The sequence below is a fragment of the Sphingobium sp. L-44 genome, from assembly GCF_056859495.1.
In genome coordinates this window covers 12,597-31,347 of sequence record NZ_JBSXOQ010000074.1, presented here as the reverse complement: position 1 = coordinate 31,347, position 18,751 = coordinate 12,597, and the positions used below count along the sequence as shown (strand labels likewise).

The window sequence follows — 18,751 nt, the reverse complement described above, 5'->3', positions numbered from 1 at the left end:
GTCAACCTTGACATCGATCAGCCCGATGCAGGCGCCACCGAACTGCGCCGGATCAGGGTCGAACTGAACAGCGACGGCTCGCTGACCTCCGCCTCCTCGCCGATGGCAGTGCCGATCAGCTTGAGTGCGGCGGCGCGGCCCATGGCCGCGATCGGCCAGCGCACCGTGGTCAACGGCGGCCAGACGCGGGTGGTGAGCGGCGTATCGTCGAAGCCGATGATCGACAATTGCTCCGGCACTTCGATCCCGCGCAGCCGCGCCGCATAGAGAACGCCGGCCGCCATCTCGTCATTGCTGGCAAAGATCGCAGTCGGCGGCGAGGTCAGGTCGAACAGGTTTTCGGACGCCGAAACCCCTGATTCAAAAGTATATTGTCCGTCCGCAACCAGGCTACGCGGCAGGCTGATGCCGGCTTCCGCCAGCGCCATTTCAAAGCCCTCGCGCCGTTCCTTGGCCGAGCGGAAGCCATGCGGCCCGGCGATCAGGCCGATCCGCCGATGCCCCTGCGCGATCAGATAGCGCACCGCATCGGCCACCGCGTCGCGGTCATTGGAGGCGACCATATGTTCAGGGTCATCGAGCAGCGCCGAACCCATGCGCACATAGCGACAGCCGGCATCGTCGAACAGTTTGGAAAGGCTGTCATTTTCGGAGAGCGGCGGCAGCACCACAACGCCGAACAGGCGCTGGCGCGTCACGAAATTATGGATATCCTCCATCACCATCGCCGCGCCCCTGTCCACCGGGCGCACCACCAGTTCGAACTCAGTGCCGTGCAGCGCTTCCAATATCCCCTTCTGCATGCTCAGCACCATCTGGGCATTGGGATTGTCGTAGATCAGGCCGATCAGGAAATTGCGTCCCAGCGCCAGCGCACGTGCCTGCGGATTGGGGACATAGCCGGTCTGGCGGATGATTTCCTCCACCTTGCCGCGGGTTTCCTGGTTCAGCAGCGGCGATCTGTTGATGACGCGGCTGACCGTCTTCTTCGACACGCCGGCCATGCGGGCAATGTCGTTGATGGTCAGCTTGGCGGTGGCGCCCTCGTCCCTGGGTGTCTTTGTCATGGCCCTTTTATAGCGCGCTTATGGCCCGCAACCAGCGCAATATACGTCGCTCGGCAAATCTATTGACACCGGTTACTCTTGCAGGCATCCCGAGAGGCAGAACCAGCCGAGAGGATCATCGTGACCGCCGCTTCCCCTGCCGCCATTGCGCGCGCCTTCGTCACCGCCCGACAGCAGGCGACGGGCTTTTCCGACTATCCCGGCCCGATCCCGCCCAGCCTGGCCGACGGCTATGCAATCCAGGCGGAGGCACTGGCGCTGGTCAATGCGCCGGTCGGCGGCTGGAAGGTCGGCCGCGTGCCCGCCCCGCTGGTCGAGCGTTTCGGCGCGGATCGGCTGGCCGGGCCGATCTTCACCCCGACCATCCACGCCCTGACCCCCGATGCCACCGGGCTGGTCTTTGCCCAGGGCTTTGGCGCGGCGGAGGCGGAATTCCTGCTGCGCATCGGCCAGGCGCCCGACCCGGCCCAGACCAGCTTCACCCTGAAGGAAGCCGCCGCGCTGGTCGACGCCGTGCATATCGGGCTGGAGATCGCCAGTTCGCCCTTCACCGGCATCAACGAGCATGGCCCGGCCGTCACCGTTTCGGATTTCGGCAATAATAACGGCCTGCTGATCGGCGCGGCGGTGCCGGACTGGCAGAATCTGGCCTTTGCCGAGATCGACATCAGCCTGAGCATCGATGGCGTTGTCGCCGGCACCGGCCGCGCGGTCAGCTTCCCCGACGGGCCGATCGGCTCCGTGCGTTTCCTGCTCGAAAATCTGGCCGCGCGCGGCATAAGGCTGCAACCGGGCGCATGGATATCGACAGGCGCCGTCACCGGCGTGCATGAAGTGCGCGTCGGGCAGACGGTGGTTGCGGACTTCGGACCGCTCGGCACCGCACATTGCGTCATCCGCCCCCAAGCGGCCGCCTGACAAGGCCGCAGGGCAAGAGGAGAGGAAGAGAATGAACGAGGCCGTCGCCGGAGCAACCCAGAGGGTCGGGCGCTATCGCTGGGTGATCGTCGGGCTGTTGTTCGCCGCCACCGCGATCAACTATGTCGACCGGCAGATGATCGGCGTGCTGAAGCCCACGCTGGCGGCCGAGATGCACTGGTCGGAAACCGACTATGCCAATATCGTCTTCTGGTTCCAGGCGGCCTATGCCATCGGTTATCTGGGCTTTGGCCGGCTGGTCGATGCGATCGGCGCGCGGCTGGGCTATACCGTCGCGATCATCATCTGGACGATCGCCCATGTCGCCCATGGCGGCGTGCATAGCGTGACCCAGTTCGCCTTCGCCCGCTTTGGCCTGGGCGTCGGCGAATCCGGCAATTTCCCCGCGGGTATCAAGGCGGTGGCCGAATGGTTCCCGCAGAAGGAACGGGCCTTCGCGATCGGCCTGTTCAACGCCGGTGCCAATGTCGGCGCGATCATCACGCCGCTGCTGGTGCCATGGCTGACCATCCAATATGGCTGGCGCTTCGCCTTCATCGCGACCGGCATATTCGGCGTCGTCTGGCTCGCCGCCTGGCTGATCTTCTATCGCCGGCCGCAGGAGCATCCGCGCGTCGGCGCCGCCGAACTTGCCTATATCCAGCAGGATCCGGCCGACCCGGTCACGCCGATCGGCTGGCGCCGGCTGATTGCCGTGCGCGAATGCTGGGCCTTTGCCATCGGCAAATTCTGCATCGACCCGATCTGGTGGTTCTTCCTCTTCTGGCTACCGGGCTATCTGGGCGAGCGCTACGGCCTCGACCTCATCAGCTTCGGCCCGCCGCTGGTCGCCATCTATCTGTTGTCGGACCTGGGTAGCGTGGCCGGCGGCTGGCTGTCGGGACGGCTGATGAAGGCCGGGCACAGCGTCAACGCCGCGCGCAAGCTGACCATGCTGGTCTGCGCCGCTGCGGTCACGCCGGTCTTCTTTGCCCAGTCGATCGACAATTTGTGGGTCGCGGTGCTGGTGATCGGCATCGCCACCGCCGCGCATCAGGCCTTTTCCGCCAATCTCTATACCCTGCCGTCGGACATGTTCCCACGCGCGGCTGTCGGATCGGTGGTCGGCATCGGCGGCACGGCCGGCGCGATCGGCGGCATGCTGATGGCCAAATATGCGGGCTATATCCTCGATAGCATCGGCAGCTATGCGCCGCTCTTCGCGGTGGCGGGCAGCGCCTATTTCATCGCCCTGCTGGCGATCCACCTGCTTTCGCCGCGCCTGGCGCAGGTGAAGGTGCCGGAATAAGTTCCCTGGGGGAGGGACTGCCCCGGACCGGCGATGGGGATTGCCGGTCCGGGGCGCCTTGCTTCCTCAGCGGCCATGCGCCGCGATCAGCTTTTCGCTTTCCCGCCAGAAGCGATCGACGATCGCTGCATCCTCGACCAGCTTGTTGGGCGTGCGCGGTGCGCGGCGATACCAATAGCCGCCATTGCTGGCCGCCCCTTCCGGTGCGGTCGCCAGCCAGACCAGCGTGTCCGCTCCCTCCGCCTCGCTCGCCTTGTCCAGCCCGCGCGAGCGCGCCTGCGTGTCGGCCGGCGCGTGGGAAAAGAAGTTCGAGTCGACCGCGCCGGGATGGACGGCATGAGCGACGATTCCCTCCCCCGCCAGCCGATCCGCCAGCGCGCGGGCGAACAGCACATTGGCGAGTTTGCCAGTGCAATAGGCCATGCCGGGGCTGAACCGTTCCAGATTCTGCATGTCGTCTAGGTTGATCGCCGGGATCATCTCGCTGGCGTCTGATGCGGTGTTGAGGATGCGCACGGCGCCCGCCGGCTGATCCTGCGCCGCCTTGCGCAACAGCGGCAGCAGGCGCTGGGTCAACAGGAACGGCCCCAGATGATTGCCGGCGAAATTCGCCTCCAGCCCCTCGTCCGTCATCACCAGCTTATCGGTCATGCCGCCGGCATTGTTGAACAGCAGGTCGACCCGGTCGGTCAGCGCGGCGATATCCTGGGTCAGTTGGGCGGCGCCGCCCAGCAGCGACAGGTCGGCGCGCAACATGGTGACGGGCGCGCCGGCAGCCTCCGCCGCTATCTCAGCCTCTGCAGCCGCCAGCCGCTCGGGATCGCGACCGGTGCCGATCACCCGCCAGCCCTGCCGCGCCATGGCCTTGGCGATCGCCTTGCCGATGCCCGAACTCGCGCCCGTCACCACCGCCACCCGTGCCCGTTCCACCATATCCTGCTCCTGTCGCTTATCCCGGCACGCTAGGCGGTCGGACGCAGGCCAGACAGCCGCGGGAGCGATATGTGGCGCGCGCCGTCCATAGCAAAGCTATCACCCCCCTCAAGCAAGGGGCGGGTTTCACCCCGCCATGGCGTCCGCTATGTCCCACCGCGAAACATAAGGGGGACGCAGGGATATGGATCGAGTGCAGGGACTTGCATGGGCAGCGCAAACGCCCTTAGGTGACGCCATGATGGGTCGCACCGCCTGTCGTCATGCACCGCAGGAGCGGCCGTGACGATCAATCCGCTCTATTCCCTGACGGGCTTCATCGTCGGCACGCTGGTCGGGCTGACCGGCGTTGGCGGCGGATCGCTGATGACGCCGATCCTGGTGCTGCTGTTCAATTTCCACCCGGCTGCGGCCGTCGGCACCGACCTTCTCTATGCCTGCGTCACCAAGAGCGTGGGCAGCCTGGTTCATGGCTGGAAGCGGTCGGTCGACTGGGCGATCGTCGGCTGGCTGGCGCTGGGGTCGATGCCGGCCGCGATCGGCGCGCTGATGGCGCTGCGGGCAATGGGGCCGCCGTCGGCCGCCGTGGTCGATCCGATCAAGGTCACGCTGGGGGTAATGCTGTTCCTCACCGGCCTGGTGCTGCTGTTCCGCGATCGGATCACGGCCTGGTCGCGCACCCATGGCCAGGATCGCAGCCCCGCCACCACCCGCAATCTCACCATATTGCTGGGCGTGGTCGTCGGCGTGGCGGTGACCATCACCTCGGTCGGGGCCGGCGCGATCGGCGCGACGGCGCTGCTGATCCTCTATCCGCGCACGCCGCTCGCCCGGATCGTCGGCAGCGACGTCGCCCATGCCGTGCCGCTGACGCTGGTGGCCGGCATCGGCCATTGGTGGCTGGGCACGGTCGACATGTCGCTGCTGGCATCGCTGCTGATCGGGTCGATCCCCGGCATCATCGTCGGCAGCCTGCTCGCCTCGCATGTGCGCGAAGCGGTGCTGCGCACGATCCTGGCGACGATCCTGATCATCGTCGCGCTGAACCTGATCCTCTGATCCTGCTGCGTCAGTCCGGCAGGAAACCGGACTGACGCAGCCGATCGACGGAATCGCGTGCAACCGGTGCGGACAGGCCGTTGGTCAGGGGGATGTCTCGGCTCCTGGTCAGGCCCGCGCCATCCGCAATCGCCGCCCTGGCAACCCACCAGCTGCGATGGGTCTGTGCGCCGGGCACATCGTCCATTTCGGCAATGGCATCGCGCAGCCGCATCAGGATCAGTTCGCTGCCATGCGGCCCATGGATGCGGACATAATGATCCTCGCTCTCCAGGGCGATTATGGGACCAGTGAAAGCCGGACTGAGACGCTGATGAAGGCGAACCTGTTTTCCCGCCATCGGCGTGAGCGGCGGCGCACCATCGGTCGATGGCGACACGAAGGGTGAGGCCGGCCCCATATGCTCATCATAATAGCGCAGCAGATGCGCGTCCGCCCGCTCCGCCCACCAGGCGATGGTCATCACCAGCAGGCAACAGAGCAAGGTGAAGGGCAAAAGGCCGGCATAGCCGCCCAGCAGTCGCACCTCGTCCCGCCCGACCAGCCGCCAGATCAGCGCCATGGGAAAGCTGGAGGCGACCATGCCCCAGAAGACCAGAGACCCGCGCGGCAACCGCGTCGCCCGCGCAATCGCCCGCCAGGCGATCAGCGTCGGCCGCGCGAGGATATAGGCGCCGATCAGCATGATCCACCAGCGCCCGGCGCGCAGCAGAAAGTCGCCCGACAAATAGGTGCCAAAGGGGCCAAGAAAGCCGACGACCGCCGCGACCGGCAGCATCGCCCAGAGTTCGAGCAGCACACGGCGGAGACGTTTCACGCAATCCCCCTCTCCATTCGCGAAACGCGAACCGCGAATGGCCCGGTTTTCCGCGCTTTTTCTTCTGTTCCTCCTGCGTGACGAAAAGCCGCTTGCCCGTCAATCGTGGGCTGCCATCGCTCCCTCTCATACCGGCAGGCCGATGAATGGTTCATCCGCCCCGACCGGCCAAGGAGACCGACCATGACCGATTTTCTGAGCACCAAGGGCGCGATCGCCATCATGTGCTGCGCCATTATCGCCCATATGGGCGCCTTTGCCCTGGCCCTGGCCTAATGCGCCGGACAGCCCCTTCCCGGCCTGCCCGGCGCCGTATCAGGCGTCAGGGACAGGCCGGGTTGCGGGCATCGGGATAGGCGAGATAGCTAATGCTCGCCGCTGGTAGCGACTGCATGCCTCGCGCGGTGACGCCCTTGAGATCGGGAAGGACGCCATCCTGCCCCACCACCAGCGTCCGGCCGTTGAGCTTCACGCTGCCCGCGTCCAGATTGTCGGCGGTCAGTGTGTAGCGGGTCGCCTTGCCGGCCAGCGACAGGCTGGCGGGATTGGCGGTATCGAGATTGATCGCGACCAGCGCGACGCCGCCCGGTGTGCCGCGCAGACACTGGCTGTAGAGATGCAGCTTGCCCGCGTTCTGGCCCGCATCCAGCACGACATTGCCCATCAGCCGCGCCCATAGGACGGCAGCCCAATAACTCGGACGCGGCATCATCGTCGCCTCGTCGATCAGCGCATAGTCGCTGGCCGCCAGCGTATTGTGGAAAACCACCGACACGCCTAGCTTCGCCTGCCGCCCCAACTGATCGACATAGCGGAAACTGTCGCGCCAGGTCGCTGCCCAGGCGTCGCCGCCGCAGGCCGCCTGCGCCGTTTCCGTGATCCAGATGTCGGTGCCGGGCGCAAAGCGCTGCTGCCGTTCCTTATAATAGGTCGCCGTGCTGTCGGCGCGCGCCAGCCAGTCCTCGTCCAGCGCCCGGTCCGGGCTGATCCCGGCGCTCTTGTCCATCGCGGCGCAGCGTTTCGAGACGGTGCCGTAGAAATGATAGGAGAAGATATCGACCCTGGGCCGCGGCTCGGCGCTCATCAGCGCATCGGTCGGCACCACGCCGATATTGCGCGGCATGATGACGAAGCCGGCCTCGCCGGTGCTGCCCGGCCCGACGATCTTCATCTGCGGCGCATCGGCATCGCGGAAGGCGCGGAAGACGGCCATGTCGCGGGCGAAGGCGGCCGCGTCATAGCCCTTGGGCAGGCCGACCATAGACCCCGCATTGGGTTCGTTGATGAGTTCGGCGGCGTAGATATGGCCGCCCAACTTCTCGGTATAGGCGTTGAGCCGGCGCGCCTGATCGGGATCCCACAGGCCCGACGCGTCGCGCGCGCCATCGCTTACCGGGAAGGACACGACCAGCTTGCCGCCGACGGTCTTCACGAAATCGACGACGCCGGCCCATTGGGCACGGGTCAGGACGCTCTGATAGCCCTTGGGCGGCGTGGCGGGCGGCGGCGTATCGCTGTCATGGAAATAGACGGCATTGGCCCAGCCGCCACTCACGCGCACATAGGTCGGCCCGAGCGCGCGGGCGAGGTTGCGCAGCCGCGTGTCGCCGGTCAGGTCGATCGGCTCGCGCTTGCGGAACATGACGGCCGCGATATCGACGCCGCCGCTGCCGCCGGCTGCCGGCTGGGGCCGCGCCTCGCCCGGCTTGGGATAGGGTGCCCAGAAGCGGCCGCCGACCACCTCCACCATCTCGACATTATAGGCCTGATACTGGTCATCGACCTTCGCGACCTGAGCAAAGCGGCCGGGGTCGACGGGAGGCGTGGCAGCGCCCAGCATCGCGCCCGTCATCGCCAGCAGGGACAGGCTTCCCAGCATCAACATGCAGCCCTTCGTCACGGCATCCTCCCTCGATTTTGCGGGAGGCTAACCCGGCGCCGGCAGCCCCACAAGTTGGCATGACCAATTTGGACAAACCAATCACGCCGGCGATGCACCCAAACCATGCCAATTTTGCGATTTTCCTTAGGAACAAAAGGGGCACTTGTGAATTTGCATTTCAAGGCCGCAATAATATCCAATCCGACAAAATATCCCGAAAATAGACGATCCCCGTACTATTCCCGAGGTTCGTTCGGCGTGATTTTGGATAGAATGAAAAGGAACAGGGAGTATCCAGCCATGAAGCCAATTCGTAGCGCTAGCAGCCCCCAAGCCCGCGTCGCCTTCACGCCGACCAGCAAGAAGGCCGGCCAGTGGGTCCAGACCCCGCACGGCTTCGTCAGGGTGGACAGTCCCGCCCCGAAACATGCCGAGTGAACGGATCGGCTGAACCGGCCAACTGAACCGACCTGACGGCCGGGCCTATCGGGCGGACAGCCCCTTGTTGCCGCCGTGCAGGCGCAGCTTGAGGCTGTTCTGATAATAGGCCACGGCCTGATATTGGCCGATCAGGACCGTCAGTTCGATCAGTTGCGCCTCGTCCAGACGCGCCGCCAGCACAGCCCAGGTCGCGTCGGCGATCATGGCGTCGCCATGCAGTTCCTCGACCGCGCGCAGGATCGCCCGGTCATGGTCGTTCCAGCCCGGATCGGCCGAGCCGGTCACGATGCGCTCCACCTCTTCCCGACCGATGCCGGCATGGCGCGCGATCATCACATGCTCGCCCCATTCATAGGGCGCCTGACAGAGCCAGGCGACGCGCAGGATCGCCATTTCCCGATCGCGCGCGGAAAGCTTGCCCTGCGTCAGCAGCGTGACGCCGACATCGGTCTGGCGGGCGAACAGCGCGGGATGGCGCATCATGGTACGGATGATTTCGGGCAGGCGCGCCAGCACGGCGGACATGTCGCCCTGCCCCTGTGCCTGGGCATCGGTCACGTCGGTCAGCAGGTCCGCTTCGCGCGCGTCGATGCTCTGGTTGATGGCGATCATCTGCCGGATCAGCGGGTCGAGATCGGCGCTGTATTCGTCGATGCTCAGCGCTTCGATGCGGGGGACATCGCCCAATATCTGGGCATGGCGGCGCGCGATGCGGGCAGTTGCGGCCTCTTCGTCCATGCCCTTCCCCTGCGTTCTTCTGGCCGCGATAGGGTGGCGCGACGCCCCGGCTGTGTCAAACCGCCGGGGCGCTATCTGTCAGCTCAATATTCGCCGGGTTCCGAATGGAACTCGTGCCAGACGCCATTGAGGATGCCGAAGCCGACAGCCAGGCCCACGCCCAATATCCAGGCAAAATACCACATAGGTCGGATCCTTAGTAAAAGTCGGGGTTGAGGCGGATTTCGCGGTCGGTCACCCGGCCGAACATCACCTTGTAGGCCCAGGCCGTGTAGGCCAGCACGATCGGCAGGAAGATGACGGTGCAGATCAGCATGGTGAACAAGGTGCCGTGGCTGGACGAGGCATTCCATGCGGTCAGGCTGGAACCCGGATCGATCGAGCTGGGCAGGATAAAGGGGAACATCGACAGGCCGACGGTGCTGATGATGCCGACATTGGCGATCGACGAGCCGGCAAAGACCAACGTGTCGCGCCGACCACGAATGCCCAGCAATGCCAGCACCGGCCCAACAAAGCCCAGGATCGGCGCCAGCAGCATCCAGGGATGCGCCGCATAATTGTCGAGCCAGGCGCCCGCCGCCGCGACCGCGCCACCCAGATGCGGGTTGGACGGGCCATTGGGATCGATCACGCCATCGACGCGATAGCCCATTCCGCTCCAGGCGACGAACAGCCCGCCGATGGCGAACAGAATGATCGACAGGATCGCTGCGCCCTGACCATAAAGGCGCACGCGCTGCAGCACTGGCCCTTCGGTCTTGAGGCTGAGCCAGCCGGCGCCATGCAGCACCAGCATCGCGACCGAAAGCAGGCCGGTCAGCAGGGTGAAGGGCGTGAATAGGCCCAGCAGCGATCCTTCATAGAACATGCGCAGATCGCCATCGAGGCGGAAGGGTGCGCCCACCAGCACATTGCCGACCGCGACGCCGAAGACCAAAGCGGGCACCAGGCCGCCGACGAACAGCGCCCAGTCCCAGCCGGCCCGCCAGCGGGCATCCGGCTTCTTCGAGCGATATTTGAAGCCGACAGGCCGCAGGATCAGCGCCGACAGCACCAGGAACATGGCGAGATAGAAGCCGGAAAAGCTGACGGCATAGACGAAGGGCCAGGCGGCGAAGATGGCGCCGCCGCCCAGGATGAACCAGACCTGGTTCCCTTCCCAGGTGGCGCCAACGCTGTTGATGATCATGCGCCGTTCCTCGTCGGTCCGGCCGGCAAAGGGCAGCAAGGCCGCCGATCCGAGGTCAAAGCCGTCGGTGAGGGCGAAGCCGATCAGCAGCACGCCCAGCAACAGCCACCAGATGACGCGCAGCGTTTCATAATCGAGCGGAATGGTCATTGTCCTAACTCCGGTTGGCGGGCGTCATTCGGCGGGCACGGCGCGGAAATCGGGCGCCGGCTCGGCGGGGCTGTCAGGCCGCCAGGGGACATAGCGTTCCGGCCCCTTGGCGATGGTGGCGAGCATCAGCTTCACCTCGATCACCGCCAGGATACCGTAGAGCAGGGTGAAGCCGATGATGGTGGTCCACAATTGCGGCACCGTCAGGCTGGAGGCGGCAAGGAAGGTCGGCAGCACGCCGTCCACCGCCCAGGGCTGGCGCCCGATTTCCGCCACGGCCCAACCGACCTCGATCGCGATCCAGGGCATCGGCATCATGAACAGAGCCAGTTTCAGGAACCAGCGCGCATCGAACCGCCGCATCGACGAGAAGGCAAAGGCGGTCGCGAAGAAGGCGATGAAGGCAAAGCCCAGCCCCGCCATGATGCGGAACATCCAGAAGATCGCCGGCACATTGGGCACGGTGCTCCAGGCCGCCTTCTCGATCGTCGCGGCATCGGCCTGGCGCGGATCGGCGATGAAGCGCTTCAGCAGCAGGGCATAGCCCAGATCCGCCTTGTTGCGCTCGAACGCTTCCCGCGCGACCAGGTCGTTGCGATCGACCTTCAGCGTCTCGACCGCATCATAGGCGATGATGCCGGCGGCAATCCGCACCTTGGCGGTGTCGACCAACTGGTTGATGCCGGTGACTTCGCCGGTCAGGCTGCGGGTGGAGATGAGGCCCAGCACATAGGGCACCTTAATCTCATGCGTGGTCTCCCGCCCGCTGTTGGACGGCAGGCCGAACAGGGTCAGGCCGGCCGGTGCAGGCTCGGTCTGCCACATGCCCTCGATCGCGGCGAGCTTCATCTTCTGGTTCTCGGTCAGCGCATAACCGCTTTCGTCACCCAGCACGACGACCGACAGCGACGCGGCAAGGCCAAAGGCGGCCGCGACCGTGAAGGAGCGCTTGGCAATGGCGACATGCTTGCCCTTCAACAGATAATAAGCCGAGACCCCCAGCACGAAGACGCTGGCACAGACATAGCCGGCGCTGACGGTGTGGACGAACTTCGCCTGGGCGACCGGATTGAAGATCACTGCCATGAAGTCGGTCACTTCCATCCGCATCGTCTGCGGGTTGAAGGTCGCGCCGGTGGGATGCTGCATCCAGCCATTGGCGACGAGGATCCACAGCGCCGACAGGTTCGACCCCAGCGCCACCATGAAGGTGGTGAGCAGATGGCCGCGCTTCGACAGGCGATCCCAGCCGAAGAACATGAGGCCGACGAAGGTCGCCTCCAGGAAGAAGGCCATCAGGCCCTCGATCGCCAGCGGCGCGCCGAAAATGTCGCCGACATAGTGCGAATAATAGGCCCAGTTGGTGCCGAATTCGAACTCCATGGTGAGGCCGGTGGCCACGCCAAGGACGAAGTTGATCCCGAACAGCTTGCCCCAGAAGCGAGTGATATCCCGCCAGATCGGGCGGTCCGTCATGACATAGACGCTTTCCATGATGACGAGCATGAAGGAAAGGCCCAGCGTCAGGGGCACGAACAGGAAATGGTATAAAGCTGTGAGAGCGAATTGCAGCCTGGATAATTCAACGACGGCCATGCTTATCATCGCGACCTCCTTTCTTCCCTGAACCAAGTTGGCTGGCGAAATATGGACGTGACGGCGCTACATCATTGAGACAGATCAAATTATATTCTGCCGCAAAACCTAAATGAATGGGACGCAAGGTCTAGCTAGGGAAAACCGCAGGCATGGGTTGGGTCATCGACATCATCGGCGCCGCTCTTTTCGCGGCGGGACTGGCGCAGGGTGTCAGTGCGCTGGCCGATGGCGTCGCGATCGGCTGGCTGCCGCCGCTGTTGCTCTTGGCCGGCGGGCTGGTGCGTGCGACCGGGCTGATGCTGGCCCATGTCCAGGCGATCCGGTCGGCCCAGCGCATCGTCGCCGCGCGGCGATCGACGCTGCTGCCCCGGCTGCTGGGCGGACGGCTGGCCCGACCGCTGCTGGCGGGCGAGAATGCCACGCTGGCGATCGACCATCTCGCCGCGATCGAGGCGCATGGCGCCCGCTTCCTGCCGATCCGCAAGGCGGCGGTGTTGGGGCCGCTGCTGGTCGCCGCGATCGTCGCGACCGCGAGCTGGGTTTGCGCCGCGATCATGCTGGCAACCTTGCTCCCCTTCGCCTTTGGCATGGTGCTGGCGGGCACGGCGGCGCGGGCGGCGGCGGAGCGGCAACTGGCGGCCTTGGCCGAATTGTCGGGCCTGTTCGTCGACCGGCTGCGCGCGCTGCCGCTGATCCGTCACCATGGCGCCCAGGCACGGATCAGCCGGCAGGTGGCGGGCGCCGCGCAGGAGGTGGCGACCCGCACCGGCGCGGTGCTGCGCGTCGCCTTCCTGTCGGGCGCCGTGCTGGAATTTTTCGCGGCCCTCTCAGTGGCGCTGGTCGCGGTCTATTGCGGTTTTGCGCTGCTTGGCCTGCTACCCTTCCCCGCGCCCGAAGCACTGGACCTGCGCGCCGCGCTGTTCGCGCTGGCGCTGGCACCGGAATTCTATCTGCCGATGCGCCGGCTGGCCGCGGCCTATCATGACAAGCAGATGGGCGAAGCGGCGGACAAGGCGATCGCCGCCGCCCTGCCGGACGTGGAGGCCCCGCTCCATCCGGCCAGCCCTCCGTTCGATGGCCTCCATCTCAAGGATTTGCGGATCGGCATCGGTTCGGGGATCGGCCCGGTCAGCCTGACGCTCAAGCCGCATGACCTGATCGCCCTCACCGGCCCGACCGGCAGCGGCAAGACCAGCATGCTCGCCGCGATCGCCGGACAGATTGATCCGGCCTCGGGCGAGCTGTCTCTGATCGATCCCGCGCGCATCGCCTGGGCGGCCCAGCGCCCGCTGCTGCTGCCCGGCAGCCTGGCCGACAATATCGCCCTCGCCCGCCCCGATGCCGACCGAGCGGAGATCGCGCAGGTCGCCGCGCGTGTCGGCTTGACGCCGATGCTGGCCGCGCGGCCCGAAGGGCTGGACCTTGCCATCGATCATCAGGGGACGGGCCTGTCGGGCGGCGAACGGCGGCGCATCGGCCTCGCCCGCGCCATCCTGTCCGAACGGCCCGTTCTGCTCTGCGACGAACCCACCGCCGATCTGGATGCGGATAGCGCCGCCGACATCATCGCCCTGCTGGTCGCCTTGTCGGCCGAGCGCGCGATCCTGGTCGCCACCCACGATCATCGCCTGACCGCCGCCGCGCGGATGGAGGTGATGCTGTGAACCCGATCCGGATCGCGCTCGACAAGGCGGCAGGCTCCGCCACGCTGTTGCGCCGAGCGACGCTGTGCGCCGTCATTGCGGCGCTGGCCGGCATCGCGTTGCTGGCGCTGGCCGGCTGGTTCCTGACCGCCGCCGCCATGGCCGGCGCGGCCGGCACGATCGCCGCGCAGGCGTTCAACTATCTGGTGCCCAGCGCGGCGATCCGGCTGCTCGCCATATTGCGCACCGTCTCGCGCTATGGTGAGCGGCTCTGGTCGCACCGCGCCGCGCTCGAAGCCATGGGCGGGCTGCGCGCCAGCCTGTTCGCGCGCCTCGCCGCGCAGGACAGCCGCACCGCCCTGCCCTTGTCCAGCGGCGACGCCGCCGCGCGGCTGACCGGCGACATCGACGCGCTGGAGGATCTGGTGGTGCGCCGGCCGAGCCGGATCGCCGGATTGATGGCCGCGCTGGCGGGCGTGATGCTGGCGGCGAGCGGCGGCTGGCTGTCGGCCCTGCTGCTGGCGGTCATGCTCGCCGCCTTGCCGCTCTTGCTGCGCAGCCTCGCCCGCCGCCTGACCGAAGGCCCCGCGCAGCAGGCCGCCGATGCGCTCGGCGCGCTCCGCGCGCGCTATGTCGAACTCGCGAGCGCCCGCGCAGAAATCGCGGCCTATGGGCTGGGTGACCGGGTGATGGCCGAACTGGCACCGCTCACGCGCCGGCTCGACCGGGCACGCGCCCGCCTGTTCATCGGCGAAGGCGTGCAGGCCGCCCTGCTCGCGGCCTATAGCGCGCTGTCGGTCATGCTGGTGCTGCTCGGCGCCGATGCCCCCGCGCCGCTGGTCGCGCTTGCCTTGCTGGCCAGCGCCGGCGCGGTGGAGGCGATGGCCGGGCTGTCGCGCACCGCCTTCCGCCAGGCCAGCGTCGATGCCGGCCTTGCCCGGCTGGCCGCGCTTGATGCACTGCCGCTGGACGATGCGCCTGCGCCATCCGCCGCGACAGCCCAAGTCATCCGATTGGGCGACGTCGAATTGCGCCCCGGTGCGCGCGTCGCCGTTACTGGCCGCTCCGGTTCGGGCAAGAGCCTGTTTGCGGAGGGATTGGCCGGCCTGCGTCCGGTCACGGCCGATGTCGCGCTTGGCGGCCATCCGCTGGTAGCCTGCTCCGGGACGGAACTGCGTGACCAGTTCGCCCTCTCGCCCCAGGACGCGCCGATGCTGGCCGGCAGCATCGCCGACAATCTGCGCCTCGCCCGGCCCGGCATCGATGCGGCCGATATGGCCGATGCGCTGCATGTCGCCTGTCTCGACCAGCGCATCGCCAGCCTGCCCGGCGGGATCGACTATCGGCTGGGCGAAGCCGGCGGCACCTTGTCAGGCGGCGAACGCAAGCGGCTGTCGCTGGCACGCGCGCTGCTGACCGGCCGTCCCTGGCTGTTGCTGGATGAGCCGACCGAGGGGCTGGATGCCGCGACCGAGGCGCTTCTGATCAGCCGGCTGCGCATCTGGCTCGACCGGACCGGCACCGGCCTGATCCTGATTTCGCACCGCCCCGCGCCACTCACGCTGACCGACCGACAGGTGCCGGTGTCGGCCATCGCCCCCCTGCCGGGCCAGGGTCTACCCGGAGTGGCAAGCGCGGCGTGAGGATGATAGGCTTTGTCTTGCAAGCGCTTAGCCACCGCCCGACACAAGAGGGAGATGTTCGTGCCGCCAACAATCCTCATCGCCACCGATCTGACCGCCCGCAGCGACCGGGCCTTTGACCGGGCCGTCGAACTGGCGACCGATCTGGGCGGTACGCTGCTCGTCGCCCATGCGCTGGACAAGGGTGATGCCGCCCATGTCGCCCGCGCCTCCGATCGAGCCAAACGAGTCATCGCCAAGCTGACCGAGGGCGTCGCCGCGCCGGTCGAACCGGTGCTGATCCAGGGCCGTGCGCCCGAAACCATCGCTGAACTGGGCAAGGAGCGGGGCAGCGCGGTGATCGTCGTCGGCCCGGCGCGCCACAATCATGTCGGCGACTTCATCCTAGGCACGGCGGTCGACTATCTGGTCCGGCGTTCGCCCGTGCCGGTGCTGGTGGTCAAGGAACGGCCGCGCCATCCCTATCGGCGCATCCTGATCGCAACCGACTTTTCCGACTGTTCGCTCCATGCCGTGCAGATGACCGCGATGCTGTTTCCCAAGGCGCGGCTCGATCTGGTCCATGTCTATGATGGCGGCTTCCCCTCCCGCCTCGATCCCGACCAGACCTTGGCCTTCGCCCGGTCGGAAGCGGAACGGGAAAGCGCCGAATTTGCCGCGCGTCCGGAACTGGCCGGCCAAGCCCGCCCCTTCCAGGTCGAACTGATCGAGGGACGTGCCGGCGAGGTCCTGCCGACCCTGATCGCACAGCGCGATATCGACCTGCTGGTGCTGGGCGCCCATGGTCGCAGCGGCTTCGTCCATGCGCTGATCGGCAGCCGCGCCTCCGAATTGCTTGAAGGCGCGCCCTGCGACGTGTTGATGGTGCGCAATTAGAAGGCGTCGATCTCCAACGCCATGATCGACGCTTCACCGGCGGCGATCGTGGCGGCCAGGCCCTGCGCCTGAGGCAGGACGCGTAGCGCGAAATAGTCGGCCAGCTTCAGCTTCGCCTGATGCAGCGGGCTGTTGCCCTGCGCGGCCGCCTGCGCCATGCGGGTCCACATCCAGCCCATCGAGACCAGCGCGAACAGGCGCAGATAATCGACTGCCGCCGCGCCGGCTGCATCCGTGTCCGCGCTCTGCAGGGCCGCCGTCGCCGTGCGCAGCGCCTCAAGCGCCGTGCAGGTGCTGCGCGCGATCACGCTCCCACCGGCCGCTTCCACATCGGCCGCGATCAGGGCGAAATAGCCTTCGACCACCGCGCCGCCCACCATAGGCAGCTTGCGCCCGACCAGGTCCGCCGCCTGCACGCCATTGGTGCCTTCATAGATCTGGGCGATGCGCGCATCGCGCACATATTGTTCCATGCCCCATTCGCGGATGTAGCCATGGCCGCCAAAGACCTGCTGCGCCTGCACCGCGCTTTCGAAGCCGAAATCGGTGAAGGATGCCTTCACCACCGGCGTCAGCAGCGCCACCAGCGCGTCGGACCTGGCGCGCTCGCCGGCATCGCCATGGTGCTGCGACCGGTCATGCTGCAGCGCGGTCCAGCCCGCCAGCGCGCGCCCGGCCTCCACGAAACTGCGGATATTGAGCAGCATCCGGCGGACATCGGCATGTTCGATGATGGCCACCGGCGCGCGCGCATTGTCCGCGCTGCGACCCTGCAGCCGTTCCTTGGCATAGCCCGCCGCCTGCTGATAGGCAGCGCCAGCGATGCCCAGTCCCTGGATGCCGACCATCAGCCGCTCGGCATTCATCATCGTGAACATGGCGGCCAGGCCGCGATGCGCCTCACCCACCAGCCAGCCGGTCGCGCCGTCATAATTCATGACGCAGGTCGGCTGGGCATGGATACCCATCTTCTTCTCCAGCGCGCCGACCGACATGCCGTTGCGCTGATCGAAGGCGCCATCCGCGCCGGGCAGGAATTTGGGCACCAGGAACAGGCTGATCCCCTTCACCCCGGCCGGCGCATCGGGCAGGCGCGCCAGCACCAGATGGACGATATTGCCGCCAAAATCATGATCGCCCGACGAGATGAAAATCTTCGTGCCGGTCACCGCATAGCTGCCATCGCCCTGCGGCTCGGCCTTGGTTTTCAGCAGGGCAAGGTCGGTGCCCGCACTGCTTTCGGTCAACGCCATCGCGCCGGTCCATTCGCCGCTCACCATACGCGACAAATAGGTCGCCTTCAGTTCCTCGCTGGCATGGGCGGCGATCGCCTCGCAAGCGCCACGGGTCAGGCCGGGGAACAGGCCAAAGGACAGGTTCGCGGCCGACAGCATCTCGTCCAGCCACAGCTGTAGGATGAAGGGCAGCCCCTGCCCGCCATGGTCGGGATCGGCCGACAGCGCCGCCCAGCCGGCATCGGCAAAGTCGCGATAGGCCTGGGCAAAGCCGGGCGGCGTCCGCACCGCGCCGTGGATCAACTGGCTGCCATGCTCGTCGCCTTCGCGGTTGAGCGGCGCCAGGCGCTCGGCGCACATGCGCCCGGCCTCGTCCAGCACGGTCACGGCCAGGTCGGCGTCGACATCCTTGTTCAGCTCCGCCATCGCCTGGTCGAAGCCCAGCACCTCGCTCAGCAGGAAGCGATAATCGTCGATCGGCGGAACATAGCTGTACATCGAACCTCTCCAATATTGCTGCGGATCAGCTATACCAAACATCTGTTACAGTCAAACGCACACGGCATCCTTGCCGCTGGGACGCGCGCCGCTGATGCCCTGACTATAACCGATCGTGGCGAAAAATGGCGACGATCTGCGCGGAGATCTGCGCCCGCGTCAACCGGCCATCGCGATACCAGTCGGCCGCCGAATTGAGCTGGCTGAGCAGTAGCGTGCGATAGAGCGAACGGTCGATGTTGACGGGCAGCGGCAGCGCCGCCACCAGATCCTGAAACAATTGCTCGAACCGGTCGCGGCGCGCCACAAGCTGATCGCGCACGCCATCCGGTACGGCGCGAAAATCATTCATCATCGGCATGGTCAGCGAATCCGCCGCCAATTGGATATCCAGCAGGCTGGCGCAGGCCGCCTCCAGCCGTGCCCAGGGATCGGCCTGTGTCGCGACCGCCGCCGCGATCCGCGCCTCGGCCGCATCCAGCGCGCCATTATGCAGTTCGACGAACAGCGCGTCCTTCGACTTGATATGGTGGTAGAGCGATCCGCCCAGCACCCCGGCCTGCTCGCCAATGTCGCGCATCGACGTGCCGCGATAGCCCTTGCGCGCAAAAAGCTGCGCGGCGATTTCCAATATCTGGCGGCGGCGGCCCGACCCTTCGTCGCGCCCGCCTGCCGATGCGGCATCCCCGGTCGTCATGTCAGCGCGCTAGCACAGGGCGGGACCACGGGCCATCGCACCCCGCATCCTGCG

At 66.6% G+C, this 18,751-nt stretch carries 17 protein-coding genes; 7 read left to right on the top strand and 10 right to left on the bottom strand.

The features are described 5' to 3' along the window. Positions 1-17: 17 nt before the first annotated feature. Positions 18-1,067 (bottom strand): LacI family DNA-binding transcriptional regulator, encoded by a 1,050-nt coding sequence (locus AC13EK_RS07700; protein WP_004207757.1) that lies wholly within the window; start codon positions 1,065-1,067, stop codon positions 18-20. Positions 1,068-1,187: 120 nt separating this feature from the next. On the opposite strand from AC13EK_RS07700, the gene AC13EK_RS07695 reads away from it, so the two are divergent. Beyond that, positions 1,188-1,985: a 2-keto-4-pentenoate hydratase gene (locus AC13EK_RS07695; protein ID WP_069338716.1), complete on the top strand. Its 798-nt coding sequence runs from the start codon at positions 1,188-1,190 to the stop codon at positions 1,983-1,985. A gap of 31 nt (positions 1,986-2,016) precedes the next feature. Beyond that, positions 2,017-3,294: an MFS transporter gene (locus AC13EK_RS07690; protein WP_004207760.1), complete on the top strand. Its 1,278-nt coding sequence runs from the start codon at positions 2,017-2,019 to the stop codon at positions 3,292-3,294. Between the two features lie 66 nt (positions 3,295-3,360). Here AC13EK_RS07690 and AC13EK_RS07685 read toward each other — a convergent pair whose 3' ends face one another. Further along, positions 3,361-4,227 carry an SDR family NAD(P)-dependent oxidoreductase gene (locus AC13EK_RS07685; RefSeq protein WP_069338717.1) on the bottom strand — a complete coding sequence of 289 codons (867 nt, stop codon included), beginning with the start codon at positions 4,225-4,227 and terminating at the stop codon, positions 3,361-3,363. A gap of 282 nt (positions 4,228-4,509) precedes the next feature. Here AC13EK_RS07685 and AC13EK_RS07680 point away from each other — a divergent pair, with 282 nt between their 5' ends. Beyond that, complete coding sequence (locus tag AC13EK_RS07680; RefSeq protein ID WP_010338010.1) at positions 4,510-5,286, top strand: sulfite exporter TauE/SafE family protein; 777 nt, start codon at positions 4,510-4,512, stop codon at positions 5,284-5,286. Between the two features lie 10 nt (positions 5,287-5,296). On the opposite strand, the gene AC13EK_RS07675 is transcribed toward AC13EK_RS07680, so the two are convergent. After that, on the bottom strand, positions 5,297-6,103 hold the full coding sequence (locus AC13EK_RS07675) for a LytTR family DNA-binding domain-containing protein (RefSeq protein WP_234792509.1): 807 nt from the start codon (positions 6,101-6,103) through the stop codon (positions 5,297-5,299). A 322-nt stretch (positions 6,104-6,425) separates the two neighbouring features. After that, the gene (locus tag AC13EK_RS07670) at positions 6,426-8,003 is read right to left on the bottom strand and encodes a glycosyl hydrolase family 79 N-terminal domain-containing protein (RefSeq protein WP_234792510.1); all 1,578 of its coding nucleotides are present in this window, start codon (positions 8,001-8,003) and stop codon (positions 6,426-6,428) included. A gap of 282 nt (positions 8,004-8,285) precedes the next feature. Here AC13EK_RS07670 and AC13EK_RS07665 point away from each other — a divergent pair, with 282 nt between their 5' ends. Next, on the top strand, positions 8,286-8,423 hold the full coding sequence (locus tag AC13EK_RS07665; RefSeq protein ID WP_004207766.1) for a hypothetical protein: 138 nt from the start codon (positions 8,286-8,288) through the stop codon (positions 8,421-8,423). Positions 8,424-8,468: 45 nt separating this feature from the next. Here AC13EK_RS07665 and AC13EK_RS07660 read toward each other — a convergent pair whose 3' ends face one another. The 4 genes from AC13EK_RS07660 to AC13EK_RS07645 all read right to left on the bottom strand — a co-directional run bounded on the left by AC13EK_RS07660 (position 8,469) and on the right by AC13EK_RS07645 (position 12,111). Then, the gene (locus AC13EK_RS07660) at positions 8,469-9,164 is read right to left on the bottom strand and encodes a carboxymuconolactone decarboxylase family protein (protein ID WP_069338719.1); all 696 of its coding nucleotides are present in this window, start codon (positions 9,162-9,164) and stop codon (positions 8,469-8,471) included. An 83-nt stretch (positions 9,165-9,247) separates the two neighbouring features. Beyond that, a complete protein-coding gene (cydX, locus tag AC13EK_RS07655) occupies positions 9,248-9,349 on the bottom strand; it encodes a cytochrome bd-I oxidase subunit CydX (RefSeq protein WP_004207768.1) in 102 nt (33 codons plus the stop codon). Between the two features lie 11 nt (positions 9,350-9,360). Further along, entirely contained in the window at positions 9,361-10,506 is a 1,146-nt protein-coding gene (gene cydB / locus AC13EK_RS07650; RefSeq protein WP_069338720.1) for a cytochrome d ubiquinol oxidase subunit II, read from the bottom strand. A gap of 24 nt (positions 10,507-10,530) precedes the next feature. Further along, positions 10,531-12,111, bottom strand: a complete 1,581-nt coding sequence (locus tag AC13EK_RS07645; RefSeq protein WP_069338721.1) for a cytochrome ubiquinol oxidase subunit I — start codon at positions 12,109-12,111, stop codon at positions 10,531-10,533. A 143-nt stretch (positions 12,112-12,254) separates the two neighbouring features. Here AC13EK_RS07645 and AC13EK_RS07640 point away from each other — a divergent pair, with 143 nt between their 5' ends. The 3 genes from AC13EK_RS07640 to AC13EK_RS07630 are packed head-to-tail and all read left to right on the top strand — an operon-like array spanning position 12,255 to position 16,267. Beyond that, positions 12,255-13,769 carry an ATP-binding cassette domain-containing protein gene (locus tag AC13EK_RS07640; RefSeq protein ID WP_069338722.1) on the top strand — a complete coding sequence of 505 codons (1,515 nt, stop codon included), beginning with the start codon at positions 12,255-12,257 and terminating at the stop codon, positions 13,767-13,769. Then, a complete protein-coding gene (locus AC13EK_RS07635; protein WP_069338723.1) occupies positions 13,766-15,391 on the top strand; it encodes an ATP-binding cassette domain-containing protein in 1,626 nt (541 codons plus the stop codon). The genes AC13EK_RS07640 and AC13EK_RS07635 overlap by 4 nt, the downstream gene beginning before the upstream one ends. A 54-nt stretch (positions 15,392-15,445) precedes the next feature. Beyond that, positions 15,446-16,267: a universal stress protein gene (locus AC13EK_RS07630; protein ID WP_037522613.1), complete on the top strand. Its 822-nt coding sequence runs from the start codon at positions 15,446-15,448 to the stop codon at positions 16,265-16,267. Here AC13EK_RS07630 and AC13EK_RS07625 read toward each other — a convergent pair. Beyond that, positions 16,264-18,000, bottom strand: a complete 1,737-nt coding sequence (locus tag AC13EK_RS07625; RefSeq protein WP_069338724.1) for an acyl-CoA dehydrogenase family protein — start codon at positions 17,998-18,000, stop codon at positions 16,264-16,266. The genes AC13EK_RS07630 and AC13EK_RS07625 overlap by 4 nt on opposite strands. A 103-nt stretch (positions 18,001-18,103) precedes the next feature. Then, positions 18,104-18,697, bottom strand: coding sequence for a TetR/AcrR family transcriptional regulator (locus AC13EK_RS07620; protein WP_069338725.1), 594 nt, complete (start codon positions 18,695-18,697; stop codon positions 18,104-18,106). Between the last annotated feature and the right edge of the window lie 54 nt (positions 18,698-18,751).